Raw genomic sequence first — 14,337 nt, forward strand, 5'->3', positions numbered from 1 at the left:
TAGCGGCGCCAGTAGGCGGCGCCTTCCTCTCGGCGGCGGTGTCCGGGGGTGGCTCAGGCGCGTGGCGCCGAGAGGAAGACGCCGCCGCGCCGCCACGCCCGCTCACTGAAACTCGGGCTGGTCGGCGAGCGGGCCGATGCCGTAGTACGCGAGCAGGCGCGCGGTGGCCCGGGTGAGCGGCGGCAGGTCGTCGAGCGGGTACCAGGCGGCCTCGTAGACCTCCGCGCCGTCTACGGTCAGCGTCGTGGTCGAGGCGGGCACGGACGCCTCGAAGACGACGTCGACCCAGCCCTTGGCGTGTACGACGGCGTTGGGCACCGCCGGCCGCAGCTCCTCGGGGTCGAGCTGGATGCCGGACTCCTCGCCCAGCTCGCGGGCGGCGCCGACGACGGGTGCCTCGCGCCGCTGCAGCAGGCCGGCGGGCAGGCTCCAGCTGCGGCCGGGCGGCTGGCGCAGCAGGAGCAGGCGCCCGGGATCGCTCGCCTCGGAGTCGCGCACCAGGGTGACGGCGCCGACGATGTACTTCGGCACGATCATCCGGACGATCCGCCGGCGCACGCTGTGCGGCAGCCGGTAGAAGATCTCGTACAGGGTGGCGCGCAACGGCTTCACGGCGTCAAGGCTAGAGGGGTGGTCACTCGCGGCGATCGACCAGGTCGATGAGCTTGTCGACGACCTCGTCCGGGGCGATCGTGCGGTCGACCACGGCCACCAGCATCGTCTCCAGGTCGGGGTAGCCGAGGTCGTCGGCGAGGGTACGCAGCGGCACCTCGCTGGCGAGGCCGCGGTTGTGCTTACGGAGCGCGAGACCGATCGTGGCCCGGCCCAGCCGCACCTTGTCGGCGATGCTGATGCCCGGCTCCTGGTGGTCGGCGAACCACCGGTTGATCTGCATCTGGGCGTGCGGCGACTTGACGAAGTCGAGCCACTCCCGTTGCGGGCCGTGGCCGGCCTCGGTGAAGACCTCGACCACGTCGCCGTCGTGCAGCTCCGAGGCCAGCGGCGCGAGCCGTCCGTTGATCTTCGCGGCGAGGCATGCCTCGCCGGTCTCCGCGCTCAGCTCGTACGCCAGGTCGACCGGGGTGGCGCCGGCTGGCAGCAGCACCTGCCGCCCCTCGGCGAAGACCAGGATCTGCGTCTCGGCCAGGTCACAGCGCAGCGACTGGAGGAACTGGGCCGCGTCGGAGGTCTCCTGCTCCCAGTCGAGCACCCGGCGCAGCCAGGAAAGCTCGTCGAGACGCGCGGACTCGTTGCGGTCGGCCGGGCGGCGGAAGCGGAAATTGGCGGCGACGCCGTACTCGGCGGCGCGGTGCATCGTCTCGGTGCGGATCAGCACCTCGACCGTGCGGTCGTCGGGGCCGATCACGGTGGTGTGCAGCGAGCGGTACAGGTTGTTTTTCGGCGAGGCGATGAAGTCCTTGAACCGCCCCGCGACCGGCCGCCACTGGCCGTGGATCGCGCCCAGGGCCGCGTAACAATCTGTCTCAGGGCCGTCGACCACCACCACGATGCGCGGCAGGTCGAACGGCTCGCTGTGGTCGCCGGCGACCGTGTCTTTCCAGATCGAGTAGTAGTGCCGAGGCCGGGGGGCGACGATGGCGGTGACCTTGCTGCGCTTGAGCGCCAGCCGGGAGGTCGCCACGACCCGCTCCAGGTAGCCGGCCCAGTTCGGCCGGTTGCGCACGTGCTCGTCGATGCGCTCGAACTCGTCGGGGTGCAGGTGCATGAGCACGATGTCGTCGAGCTCGCGCTTGAGGGCCTGGATGCCGAGCCGGTCGCAGAGCGGGACCAGCACCTCCTGCGTGGCCTGGGCGATGCGGGCCCGCGAGGCGGGGAGCGGGCGTCGAGCGTACGCATGTTGTGCACGCGGTCGGCGAGCTTGATGATCAGTACTCGCACGTCCTTGCCGGCCGCGATGATCATTTTGCGGATCGTCTCGGCCTCGGCCGCCTTGCCGTAGAACGCCTTGTCGAACTTGGTGACCCCGTCGACCAGGTGGGTCACCTCCGGCCCGAAGTCGCCGTCGAGCGCCTGCAGCGTGTACGTCGTGTCCTCGACGGTGTCGTGCAGCAGCGCGGCGACCAGGGTGATGGTGTCCATGCCCAACTCGGCGCAGATCTGCGCCACCGCGAGCGGGTGCGTGATGTAAGGCTCGCCACTCTTGCGGAACTGGCCCCGGTGCATGTTTTCGGCGATCGCGTAGCCGCGGCGCAGGACACCCGCGTCGGCGTACGGATGGATGGAACGATGGGTCCGGGTCAGCGTCGTCACCGGGTCGTCGTCGGGCGATGACCAGGACAGATAGGACCGGAGCCGGGTGGAGAGGGGGATGTCGGCCGTCTGTGTCGGCATGGCGCGTCCAAGGGCGGCGCCGTGGCCGGCGTCGACGTCCACTCGGACACCTCCCTCACGAGGCACCCATAAATCGGGCGTTGGCTCTCAGGAATGCACTTGCCTAACAGCCTAAGTGAGTTTCGGTCGTACGAATGGTTACTTACTCATGAGCTTTCGGTCGAGTCTTTACCGGAAGAAGCGCTTTCCGCGCGATTGAGCAGGTCACGGAACCGGGCGGCGCCACGGACGGGGACGCCCATCCGGCGGACGTCTGTACCAACCGTGTCTCCGGTCGCTCCAGCCACGCCAAGATCCGCTCGGACTCCTCTGTGGAGGCGCTCGGCTCCAGCACCGTCTCCGCCGTGGCCCGCAGGGCGTCGATCGTCGGCCGGGGATGCACCCTGGGCGGTGACACCCCGGCCGCTGCCAACCGTCCATGTCGCACGATGGCCAGCTCCCACCCGCCGGCGGCCGCGCGCCGCGCCGCCACCAGCTCCGCGATGCGGGTCAGGCCGGAGAGCCGCTGCATGCGCACGGCCGCGCGCAACAGGGCCGCCATCCGGGTACGCACGACGGCCGCCTCCTCGTACCGCTGCGCGTCGGACAGCACCCGGATGCGTGCCAGCAACTGGTCGACCAGCAGCCCGGGGTCGCCGACGATCGCCTCCCGGAACGGCGTGGCCGCGCGGTCCGCGTACTCCTCCAGGGAGATCCGGTGCTCGCAGGGCGCCGGGCACCGGCCCAGCTCGGCCAGCGCGCAGGCCGGCGTGGTCGTGCGTGCCGACAGCCGCAGGGTGCACTGCCGCAGCGGCACCGCGTCGTAGACCCCGGCGGCGGCCAGCTCCGCCGACCGCCGCGAGCGGAACGGCCCGAGATAGGCCGCCTCCGGCTCGCCCACCGCGCGGACCACCGACAAGCGGGGGTACGCCTCGGCGGTGAGCTTGAGCCACACGACCCGCTCCGGGTGCTTGGACCGGCGGTTGTACGGCGGCGCGTGCGCGGCGATGAGGCGCAGCTCACGCACCTCGGCCTCCAGCGAGTGGGCACACTCGACCGGCTCGACGCGCTCGGCGGCGGCGAGCATCTCGGAGATCCGGGCGCGCTTTTCGCCCGCGGTGAAGTAGCTGCGCACCCGGGTGGCGATGTCGACCGAGGTGCCCACGTAGAGCGGCCGGCCGTCGCCGGCCCGGAAAATGTAGACGCCGGGCACGTGCGGCAGCCCCTCGGCCAGGTGGCGCTTGCGCCGCTGGGTCGGGGTGACCGCCTTGGCGAACTCGACCGCTTCGCCCAGCGTGTGCACCCGGTGGCTGCCCAGCCGGCCGATCAGCGCGTGCAGGACGTCGACCGTGGCCAGGGCGTCGTCGAGCGCCCGGTGGCTGGGCTGGCGCGGGGTGTGGAAGTAGGTCGCGAGCGTGCCGAGCTTGTGGTTGGGCACCTCGTCGCGGGTCAGCGCCCGGCGGGCCAGGGCCACCGTGTCCAGCACCTTCGGGCCGGGCCAGCGGTAGCCGTGCTTGGCGCAGGCGGCCTTGAGGAAGCCCACGTCGTACGCCGCGTTGTGGGCCACCAGGACCGCCCCGTGGAGAAACTCCAGCAGGCTCGGCAGCACCTCCTCGATCGCCGGCGCCTCGTAGGTCATCGCCTGGGTGATGCCGGTCAGCACCGTGATGAACGGCGGGATCGGCACACCCGGGTTGACCAGCGTGGCCAGCACCCCGAGCTCCTCGCCGCCGCGCACCTTGACCGCGCCGACCTCGGTGATGCCGCCGCCGTCGGGGCGCCGCCGGTGGTCTCCAAGTCAAGTACCACGAAGGTGGTGTCCCGCAGGGAGAGCGCGCCAGGATCGTCGAGCAGCGTGTCAAGGGTGCCCTGGACGTACTCCACACTTGTCACGCCCGGCACAGTAGGGCTCAGGTATGACACTTGTTTCCGTCCGGAAAAGATCGTCTGCGCAGCGGAGCGGCGATGGGGCAGGTGGTGGGATGCTTGACAGATGTCAGTACCTGTTCCGCCCGACGACCGCTCGCCTGGCGACGCGGCGCTCGACGGTACTGACTCGTCACACGCTGGGGATTTCGAGCCTTCGTTCGAGCCTTCGTTCGAGCCCGAGCCGGTGCTGCCGGAGCCGGTCCGTCAGCGGGTCGTCGCCCTGACCGCGGCCGCCCTACCTGGCCTTCCCGGCGACGAGCTGCCCGCGCCGCTGCGCCGGGTGGCGAAATTCGCGCCCAACCGGCGGGCCCGGCACGGCGGCCTCATGATCGCCACCCAGCTCGCCGGCGACCCCCTCTTCCGCCAGCGGATCACCAGGCGGGTCCTGGAGGAGGCCGGTGACCTGGGCGCGGCCGTGATCGAGGGGATCTGCCCCGCCGCCGCCGACCCCGTCGAGGTGGCCGCGCTGGCCTACCTTGCCCGGCCGGAAGGCTGGCGTGACCTCGTCGAAGCCGCCGGCGAGGCGGTCCGCGCCGAGGCCGACAGCGCCGCCGTGGCCGACCTGATGCGCGACGCCGAGCACCGGGCCGCCCGCGCCGAGCACGATCGCGCCGTCGCCAAGGTCGAGGCCGAAAAGCTGCGCGACGAGCTGGCCCGGGTCCGCGAGGAGATGGGCCAGCTGCGCGAAGAGGCCCGGCAGGCCACCCGCGCGCTGCGCGAGACCCAGGTGCGCGAGCGCAAGGCCACCGAGATGCTGGCCACCGAGCGGGGCCGGGTCGCGCGGGCCACCGCCGACCACGACGCGGAGCTTCGCCGGGTACGCGCCAAGCTGGCCGAAGCCGAGGCGCTGGCCGGCAACGCCCGGGCCACCGCCAAGGAGGCGCGTGCCGTCGACGACGCCCGGCTGTGGCTGCTCCTGGAGACCATCGGCCAGGCCGCCGTCGGGCTGCGCCGCGAGCTGGCCCTGGACCCGGCCGAGCGGCGCCCGGCAGACTTCGTGGCGGACGCCTTCGCCGACCGGCCCGGCGAGGTGTCCAGCACCCGCGCCCTGGACGCCGACGACCCGGCCCGCCTCGACCAGCTCCTCGCCCTGCCGCGCGCCCACCTGGTCGTCGACGGATACAACGTCACCAAACGCGGGTTCGGCGAGATGTCCCTGGAGCAGCAGCGCAAACGCCTGATCACCGGGCTCGGCGGGATCGCGGCCCAGACCGGCGACGAGATCACGGTGGTCTTCGACGGGGCCGAGCGGGTGCACGGCCTGCCACCCGCCCCGCGTGGCGTACGCGTACTCTTCTCCCGCAAGGGCGAGACGGCCGACGATCTGATCCGGCGCCTGGTGCGCGCCGAGCCCTCCGGCCGCCCCGTCGTGGTGGTCTCCTCCGACCGCGAGGTGGCCGACGGCGTCCGCCGGCACGGCGCGTACCCCTTGGGCGCCGACGCCCTCCTCCGCCGCCTCTCCCGCTCCTAACCGCCCCGCCGCCGCCTCGCCAGCGCCCCCCTCGCGCCCACCCGCGGGCCCCGCGCCGACCGGCGGCCCTCGCGTCGACCCGCGGCCCTCGCGCCGACCCGCGGGCCCGCGCCGACCGGCGGCCCTCGCGTCGACCCGCGGGCCCCGCGCCGATCAAGGACTTTTGCGTCGATCAAGGGCGAATGGTCGTGCTTTGATCTCCGATCCACGGCCGTTTGCCCTTGATCGGCGGGCAAGTCCTTGATCGACGCGGCCCGCACCCTGCGAGCGCCGTCACGGCGCCGCCCCAAGCGCCGGGCGCCCGCGCGCACCGCACCGCGCGCGGCGCACCGCGCGGCGCCGCGCGGACGGCGCTGCGTGCCACGCCGGCGCGCAGCGTCGATCAAGGATTTCTGCGTCGATCAAGGGCGAATGGTCGTGCTTTGATATCCGATCCACGGCCGTATGCCCTTGATCGACGGAAAAGTCCTTGATCGACGCGGGGCGCCGCGGGCCGGCGCTGCGGGGCGGCGGTGTGCGCCTGCGGGTCGGTGCGGCGGGCGAGGGCGGGTTTTGTCGTACCCCTGTTCTAGCGTCTATGTCACAGACGGTGGCCGTGCCGCCGCACTTTGAGGAGGGTCGACGCATGCTGATCGACTGTGACCGTTGCGCCGTCCGTGGTGACGCCTGCCGCGGATGCCTGGTGACAGCCCTGCTCGACGCGCCACCCCAGCACGGTCAGCTCACCGCGGACGAGCGGCGGGCCATCGAGGTTTTCGGCCGGGCCGGGTTCGATGTGGAGGTGATCGCGGAGTCGGAGCGTCCGCGGCTGCGGCTCATGCCGGGTGGACGGCGGCGCCGCCACGTGGCATAAGCACTACGATCTGCACGCATGACCCCTAGGCTCTGGGCGGCCGTGGCGCTGGGCGGCCTCGTCGTCGCGCTGTTGGTCGCGGCGGCGGTGCTGGTGCCGTGGCACCGCCCGCCCGCACCGCGCGCCGATCAGCTCGCCGCCCTGCGCGATCTGCCAGCCCAGCAGGTCAGCCGGGGGCGGGCGTTCCACTCGGCGCTGCGCCCGGGGTCGTACGGCGGGCTGCTGGTCGGCCTGGCGGTGGCGCTGGTGCTCGGCCTCACCCCGCTCGGCAGCAAGCTGGTGACGTCGGTGGGCAAGCCGTTCGGGGACCACTGGGTGGCGCGCGCGGTGCTCGGCGGGCTGGCCGTGGTGCTGGTCGCCGAGCTGGTCACGTTGCCGTTCGCCGCGTGGCGGCACACGATCCTGGTGCGCTATGGGCTCTCCACCCAGACCTGGGGCGGGTGGGCGGTCGACGTGCTCAAGTCGTACGCGGTGAGCGCCGTCATCGCGGCGGTCGCGCTGCTCGGCTTCTACACGGTGACGAGGCTCGCACCGCGGTGGTGGTGGGCGTTCGGCGCGGCGGGTGCGGCCGCTCTGGTCGTCCTGCTGTCGTTCATCGTGCCGGTGCTCGTCGAGCCGGTGTTCAACAAGTTCACGCCGATGGAGCCCGGTCCGCTGCGCACCGAGCTGATGAGCCTCGCCGAGCGCGACGGCGTACCGGTCCGCGACGTGCTGGTCGCGGACGCGTCCCGGCGCACGCGGGCGGTCAACGCGTACGTCTCGGGCCTGGGCCCCACCCGCCGCATCGTCGTGTACGACACGCTGCTGCGCGAGGCGCCGCCCGCCGAGGTGGCCAGCGTGGTCGCGCACGAGTTGGGGCACGCCAAGGACCGCGACGTCTTCACCGGCACGCTGATCGGCGCGCTGGGAGCCGCGGCCGCGGTGGTGGCGCTCTACCTGCTCGGCGGGTGGGGCTGGCTGCTGCGCGCCGCCGGGGTCGACTCGATGGGTGAGCCGCGGGCGCTCGCGCTGATGATCGCGGTGGTGAGCGTGGTGGGTCTGCTCTCGTCCCCGGTGCAGAGCCTGGTGTCCCGCCGGGTGGAGGCGCGGGCGGACGCGCACGCGCTCACGCTGACCGGCGACCCGGCGACGTTCGAGGCGATGCAGCGCCGGCTGTCCACTGTGAACCTCGGCGACCCTGACCCGCCCCGGTGGGAGTACCTGTACTCGGCGTCGCACCCGTCCACGGTGGAGCGGATGGCGGCCGCCCGCGCGTACGCCCGCGGGGCACGATGACCACCCTCCTGGTCACGAACGACTTTCCGCCGCGCCCCGGTGGCATCCAGTCGTTCGTGCACAACCTGGCCCTGCGGCAGCCGCCCGCGTCGCTGGTGGTCTACGCGTCCACCTGGAAGGGTGCGGCGAAGTTCGACGCCGACCAGCCGTTCGAGGTGGTCCGGGAACCCACAAAAGTGCTCCTGCCCACCCCACGGGCGGCTCGACGGTCGGCCGAGCTGGCCCGGGCGTACGGCTGCGAGGCGGTCTGGTTCGGTGCCGCCGCTCCGCTCGGCCTGCTCGCCGACGGGCTGCGCCGGCGTACCGGCATCGAGCGTGCCGTGGCGCAGACCCACGGCCACGAGGTCGGCTGGGCGGCGCTGCCGGGCGCGCGAGGGCTGCTGCGCCGGATCGGTCGCGGTGCCGACGTGGTCACCTACCTGGGGAGTACACCCGGGTACGGCTGGACCGCGCCCTGCACGGGCTGACCGATCTGCGCCGGCTGGCCCCGGGTGTCGACGTCGACGCGTACCACCCGGGGGTGGACGGCAGCGAGATCCGCGCGCGCCACGGCCTGGCCGACCGCCCGGTGGTGGTCTGCGTGTCGCGGCTGGTCCCGCGCAAGGGCCAGGACGCGCTGATCCGGGCGATGCCGGCGGTCCGGCGCCGGGTGCCCGACGCCGCCCTGCTGATCGTCGGCGGCGGCCCGCACCGGTCCACATTGGAACGGCTGGCCGGGCCGGTCGACGGCGTGGTGTTTACCGGGTCGGTGCCGGCGGCCGAGTTGCCGGCGCACTACGCGGCCGGTGACGTGTTCGCGATGCCGTGCCGTACGCGCAACCGAGGGCTCGACGTCGAGGGGCTCGGCATCGTCTACCTGGAGGCGTCGGCCACCGGGCTGCCGGTGGTCGCCGGCGACTCGGGCGGCGCCCCGGACGCTGTGCGCGAGGGCGAGACCGGGTACGTCGTCAGCGGGCGGGACGTCGAGCAGATCGCCGATCGGGTGGCCACGCTCCTGTCCGACCGCGAGCTGGCGAGCCGGATGGGCGCCGCCGGCCGTGCCTGGGTGGAGCGCGAGTGGCGCTGGGACACGCAAGCCGACCGGATGGCGGCTCTATTGAGTGGCACACCATAAACGCGTAGACCCATCGGCCGCGCTGCCGTACCAAGGAATGCATGGAACCGGCAGACGACGAGCTGAAGGTCCCGTACTGGTTGACGGCTACCGCAGAAGCCGCCAATGCCACATTTTGGCGGATGCTGCGCCGCCTACCGCATCTGCTCGCCCAGGCATGGCGGCTGGCGTGGCGGGCGAGTCCGCGCAACACCCTGGCCGTCGTCGGGTTCGAGCTGGCCGCGGGCGTGGCCAGCGCCGTCGGGCTGGTCAGCGTCGTCGGGGTGCTCGACGGGCTGCTGCGGGCCGGCCCGACGCCCGACCGGATCCGCGCCGCCGTACCGTCGCTGCTGCTCATGGTCGGGGCGACGGCGCTGCACACGCTGCTGCGCTCGGTGGCGACCGGGGCGCAGGGCCGGCTGTCGCCGCAGGTGAGCCAGACCGCGGAGATGGAGCTGCTGGATCTGACGACGCGGGTGGATCTGGCCACGTTCGACGATCCGGACTGGCGGGACGCGATGCAGCGGGCCCGCGACCGGGGCATCGACGCGGCGCAGCGGGTGGTCGACCACGGCATCGAGCTGGGCACCAACCTCGTGGGGCTGGTCGCGGCCGGCAGCGTGCTCGCGGTGCTGCATCCGGTGCTGCTGCCGCTGCTGGTCCTGGCGGTGCTGCCGACCGGGTGGGCGGCGGTGCGTTCGGCGCGGTTGGGCTACCGCCAGCAGCTGCGGCTGGTCGCGGTGTGGCGTCGCAAGTGGATGCTGTCGGACCTGCTCGCCGACCGCGAGCCGGCCCCGGAGGTCCGAGCCTTCACGGTACGGCGGTACCTGCTCGCCGAGGTGGCCCGGCTGCTGGACGTGGCGACCGGGGAGTACATGAAGGTGTCCACGCGGCAGGTGCGCACCAACCTGTTCGGCGCGGCGCTGGGCGGCGTGGCGACCGGCATGACGTACGCGGCGCTCATCGGGCTGCTCGTCACCGGCCGGATGGAGCTGGCCGTCGGCGGCGCGGCGGCGTACGCGATCAGCACCGGCATCGGCAAGCTCACCCAGCTCGCGTTCACCATCAACCACATCTACGAGCAGGGCCTGTACTTCAGCGACTACGAGGGTTTCTGCGCCCTCGCCCGCGAGCGGGCCGAGCCGGTGCCGGCCGCCCGTGCCCCGCTCGGCCCGGAGCTGATCGAGCTGCGCGGCGTCACGTTCGCGTACCCGGGTGCGGATCGTCCCGCGGTGCGCGACGTCACGCTGCGCCTGCGCCGCGGCGAGACCATCGCCCTGGTCGGCGAGAACGGCTCCGGCAAGTCGACGCTCGCCCGGCTGCTCGCCGGCCTCTACCACCCGGACCACGGCGCGGTCGCGTGGGACGGCGTCGACCTCGCCGGCGTCGACCCGGTCAGCGTCCGCGACCAGGTCGCGGTCGTCATGCAGGAGCCCACCCGGTGGCCGCTGTCCGCGCGCGACAACATCACCATCGGCCGGTACGAGCGACCGGCGCCCCAGCCCGACGTCGAGGTGGCCGCGCGGCAGGGCGACGCGCACGACTTCATCGTCGAGCTGACCCGCGGGTACGACACACTCCTGTCCCGCCACTTCACCGACGGCGCGGACCTGTCCGGCGGGCAGTGGCAGCGGCTGGCGGTCAGCCGGGCGTTCTTCCGCGACGCGGCGCTGCTCATCTGCGACGAGCCGACCGCCAACCTGGACGCCCGCGCCGAGCACGACGTCTACGTGCGCCTGCGTGAGCTGGCCGCCGGCCGTACCGTCGTGCTGATCACCCACCGGCTGGCCAGCGTGCGCGAGGCCGACCGCATCTACGTGCTCGACCACGGCGCGGTGACCGAGGAGGGCGGGCACGTCGAGCTGATGGCGCTGGGCGGCACGTACGCGACCCTGTTCACCCTGCAGGCCAGCGCCTACCAGGAGCAGCCTGGGCTAGAGGAGGGCGTCGACGTGTGATGCCGGGTTGGGCTGGCCGAAGTGCCACCCCTGCGCGGCGTCGCACCCGATGGCCCGCAGCCGGTCGGCCTGCGCGGCGGTCTCCACGCCCTCGGCGGTGACCGTGAGGTCGAGCGTGTGGGCCAGCGACACGAGCGTGGCCAGGATGCGCTCGTCGGTGATGCTCGCCGGGTCGGCGGCCGGGGCGCGCAGCCCTTCCACGAACGATCCGGCCACCTTGAGCTCGCACACCGGCAGCGACCGCAGGTACGCCAGGTTGGAGTACCCGGTGCCGAAGTCGTCGATGGCGATCCGCACCCCGAGGTCGGCCAGCGAGCGCAGGTTGTGCACGGACTCGTCGGCGCTGTTCATCATCGCGCTCTCGGTGATCTCCAGCTGGAGCCGGTCGGGCGGCAGACTGTAGCGTTCGAGGATCGTGGTGACCTCGTCGACCAGCCCCGGCCCGCGCACCTGCCGTACGGCGAGGTTGACGCTCACGAACGGCGCCTGCGGGCTCAGGTCGATCCAGCGGCGGGCCTGGCGGCACGCCTCGGCGAGCACCCAGCCGCCCAGCCGTACGATCATGCCGGTCTCCTCGGCCAGCCCGATGAACCGGTCCGGCCGCAGCACGCCCAGCTTCGGGTGGCGCCAGCGGACGAGCGCCTCGACGCCGAGCAGCGATCCGTCGGAGAGCGAGACGAGCGGCTGGTAGTCCAGGCAGAACTCGCCCCGGTCCAGCGCGTCGGGCATCGCGGACGACAGCGCGTACCGGGTGAGCTCGCGCTCGTTGCGTTCGGAGTCGAAGAGGGCCCAGCGGCCCTTGCCGGCGGTCTTGGCCCAGTGCAGCGTGATGTCCGCGGCCCGCATCACGTCGCTCGGCGTGGTGCCCTCGACCGGGCGCTCGACGATGCCGATGCTCGCCGAGACGCGGAGGTCCTGACCCTCCACGGTGGTCGGTTCGCCGATGGCGGCGAGCGCCGCGTCGGCCACCTTGAGCGCGTCGTCGGTGCACGTGGTGTCCTCGACCAGGATCACGAACTCGTCGCCGCCCATCCGCGCGACGAGGTGGCCGCCGACCCCGCGGCGGAGCTTGTCGGCGACCGCCACCAGGAGCATGTCGCCGACGTGGTGGCCGAGCGTGTCGTTGATCATCTTGAAGCCGTCGAGGTCGAGGAAGCACACCCCGATGCGCCGGTCCGCGGAGCTGCCGCGGGTGAAGGCGGCCCCGAGGCGTTCCGTGAAGAGGGTGCGGTTGGGCAGGTCGGTGAGCGGGTCGTGGGTGGCCTGATGCCGGAACCGCGCCTCGCTCTCCCGCAGCGCCTGCTCGGCCTGCTCCCGGGCGACCATCGCGGCCCGCCGGATCGACTCCTGCTCGTCGAGGGTGCGGTCGCGCAGGGCGCGGGCGTACCCGATCGCGACCGTGCCGAGCAGCCGGCCCATCCGGTCGCGCATGTCGTCGCCGGACAGGCCCAGGTCGCGCAGCAGGCGCAGGTCGATGACCTCGATCGTGCGGCCCAGCCCTTCGGCGGACGCGATGTGGGCGGCGACCAGGTCGGCGCCGATCTGGTAGCCGCGGCGCAGGCTGAACGGCTCGGCGTACAGCGCCTCGACCAGGCGGAGGGTCAGGCCATCCAGGAAGCTCTCCAACTCGGCCTGGGTCACCGGCATGTAGCTGGTGCCGGCGACCGCCTTGGCCCAGGCGCGGGCGAAGACAGCCAGGCCCGGCCCGTACGCGACGGGAACCGTGACGTGCGGCTCGCCCATCACCGGAGCCGACCCACGCCGCCGATGTAGATGGCCCCTCGGCGCCTTCGCCGCTGCCGGGGGAGTCCGGCCGCCACTCGGGCACCCAGACCACGCCCGGCTCGACCAGGTCGTACCCGTCGAAGAACCCGGCGATGGCGGCGCGCCCGCGCTGGGCGAGCGGGGTGCCGGCGCGGCGGTAGATCTCGGCCGCGTCGCTCCGCTCCTGCTCGGGGCGGCCCTCGCCGGACGCCGCGGAAAGCACCAGGTAGCTGCCGGGCACGAGGGGTGCCCGCAGCGTGTCGAGGAGCTCGGCCGGGCCGTCCTCGTCGGGCACGAAGTGCATGACGCCGACGACCATCAGCGCGACCGGCTGGTTGAAGTCGATGAGCTTGAGCACGTCCGGGTGGTCGAGAATGCGCCCGGGACGCCGGATGTCCTCCTGGACGGCGGCGGCCTGGTGGTTGCCGCGCAGGATCTGCCGGCTGTGCGCCACCGCGACGGGGTCGATGTCCACGTACACGACGGTCGACTCGGGCGCGAGGCCCTGGGCGATCTCGTGCACGTTGCCGACCGTGGGGATGCCGGAGCCGATGTCCAGGAACTGGCGCACGCCCGCCTCGACCAGGAAGCGCACCGCCCGGCGCAGGAACGCCCGGTTGGCCTGCGCGATCAGCGGAGACTCGGGCACTACGGAGATCATCGCCTGCGCCGCCGCGCGGTCAACCGCGAAGTTGTGCGACCCACCAAGGTAGTAGTCGTACATCCGGGCGGCGCTGGGCCGCTCGATGTCGATGGTCTCCGGTGCCCAGTCCGGGCGTCGCATACCCGTCCCCTCTGTCCTGTCCGGGGTGTTTGTGGCTCCCTTGGGTGGTCGCCGCCATTCTGCCCGTCACAGGGCCCGCCATCTAGACCGTCAGTGAAGACGCTGCCGTATCGGCAGCGTACGCCCAGCGGGGAGCTTAGAGATGCAAGGAAGGGCCCCTTGCTATGCAAAAAGCGCTAACAAGGTGCCCTTCCTTGCAGTTAGAACTTGGGGGCGTCGGGCGCTTCCAGGAGGCCCAGGCGCAGGGCGGTCATGAGGGCCTGGGCGCGGTTGGCGGCGCCGAGCTTCTCGTAGAGCTTCGAGATGTGCGTCTTGGCCGTCGACTCGCTGACGAAGAGCTGCTTGGCGATGCCGGCCACGCTCATGCCGTCGGCGAGCAGCCGGAGCACCTGGCCCTCGCGCGGGGACAGCTGCGGCCCGGACGGGGCCAGCCGCCGCTTCATCGCCTCGGCCAGGTCGGCCGCGGTGAACGCGCTCGGCGACGACGCGGCGTGCCGGGCGGCCGCCACCACCTCGTCGGCCGGGGCGGTCTTCGGCACGAACGCGCTCGCGCCCGCCTCCAACGCCCCGAAGAGCTGGTCGTCGCCCGCGTACATGGTCAGCACGACGATGCCCATGGTGGAGCTGGCCTTGCGCAGCGCCCGGGTCGCCTCCAGGCCGCTGCCGTCGGGCAGCCGCAGGTCCATGATCACGACGTCGGGCTGCAGCGCGCCGGCCTGGCGTACCCCCTCGGCGGCCGTAGCGGCCTCACCGACGACCTCGAACTGGCGGTCGCGCTCGAACGCGTGCCGAAGACCCTTCCGGATCAGGTCGTGGTCATCGACAAGGAGGACCTTCGTACGCGTAGTCGGTGGCGTGGGGCTGGTGGTCATGCTGGGC

Annotated in this window: 7 protein-coding genes and 4 pseudogenes; 5 read left to right on the forward strand and 6 right to left on the reverse strand. The window is 72.8% G+C overall.

The features are described 5' to 3' along the window. Nucleotides 1-102 precede the first annotated feature (102 nt). The 3 genes and pseudogenes from Prum_RS28975 to Prum_RS28985 all read right to left on the reverse strand — a co-directional run bounded on the left by Prum_RS28975 (nt 103) and on the right by Prum_RS28985 (nt 4,224). Complete coding sequence (locus Prum_RS28975; protein ID WP_246278162.1) at nt 103-612, reverse strand: NUDIX hydrolase; 510 nt, start codon at nt 610-612, stop codon at nt 103-105. A 22-nt stretch (nt 613-634) separates the two neighbouring features. Beyond that, nucleotides 635-2,394, reverse strand: a pseudogene (locus Prum_RS28980) (RelA/SpoT family protein). A 104-nt stretch (nt 2,395-2,498) separates the two neighbouring features. Next, nucleotides 2,499-4,224: pseudogene (locus Prum_RS28985) on the reverse strand (DEDD exonuclease domain-containing protein). 100 nt (nt 4,225-4,324) lie between these two features. On the opposite strand from Prum_RS28985, the gene Prum_RS28990 reads away from it, so the two are divergent. The 5 genes and pseudogenes from Prum_RS28990 (at nt 4,325) to Prum_RS29010 (ending at nt 10,910) form a co-directional block, all read left to right on the forward strand. Next, on the forward strand, nt 4,325-5,731 hold the full coding sequence (locus Prum_RS28990; protein ID WP_173079364.1) for an NYN domain-containing protein: 1,407 nt from the start codon (nt 4,325-4,327) through the stop codon (nt 5,729-5,731). A gap of 625 nt (nt 5,732-6,356) precedes the next feature. Continuing rightward, the gene (locus Prum_RS28995) at nt 6,357-6,584 is read left to right on the forward strand and encodes a hypothetical protein (RefSeq protein ID WP_173079365.1); all 228 of its coding nucleotides are present in this window, start codon (nt 6,357-6,359) and stop codon (nt 6,582-6,584) included. A gap of 18 nt (nt 6,585-6,602) precedes the next feature. After that, a complete protein-coding gene (locus Prum_RS29000; protein WP_173079366.1) occupies nt 6,603-7,859 on the forward strand; it encodes a M48 family metallopeptidase in 1,257 nt (418 codons plus the stop codon). Then, nucleotides 7,856-8,973: pseudogene (locus Prum_RS29005) on the forward strand (glycosyltransferase family 4 protein). Before Prum_RS29000 ends, Prum_RS29005 begins: the two are co-directional and overlap by 4 nt. 41 nt (nt 8,974-9,014) lie before the next feature. Continuing rightward, entirely contained in the window at nt 9,015-10,910 is a 1,896-nt protein-coding gene (locus tag Prum_RS29010; RefSeq protein ID WP_173079367.1) for an ABC transporter ATP-binding protein, read from the forward strand. On the opposite strand, the gene Prum_RS29015 is transcribed toward Prum_RS29010, so the two are convergent. The 3 genes and pseudogenes from Prum_RS29015 to Prum_RS29025 form a co-directional block, all read right to left on the reverse strand. Continuing rightward, on the reverse strand, nt 10,887-12,653 hold the full coding sequence (locus Prum_RS29015) for a putative bifunctional diguanylate cyclase/phosphodiesterase (RefSeq protein WP_173079368.1): 1,767 nt from the start codon (nt 12,651-12,653) through the stop codon (nt 10,887-10,889). The two genes, Prum_RS29010 and Prum_RS29015, sit on opposite strands and share 24 nt — an antisense overlap. Continuing rightward, a pseudogene (locus Prum_RS29020) lies at nt 12,653-13,458 on the reverse strand (SAM-dependent methyltransferase). The gene Prum_RS29015 and the pseudogene Prum_RS29020 overlap by 1 nt, the downstream one beginning before the upstream one ends. A 200-nt stretch (nt 13,459-13,658) precedes the next feature. Then, nucleotides 13,659-14,330: a response regulator transcription factor gene (locus Prum_RS29025; RefSeq protein WP_173079369.1), complete on the reverse strand. Its 672-nt coding sequence runs from the start codon at nt 14,328-14,330 to the stop codon at nt 13,659-13,661. Nucleotides 14,331-14,337 lie beyond the last annotated feature (7 nt).

It is taken from the genome of Phytohabitans rumicis (assembly GCF_011764445.1).
GTDB lineage: Bacteria > Actinomycetota > Actinomycetes > Mycobacteriales > Micromonosporaceae > Phytohabitans > Phytohabitans rumicis.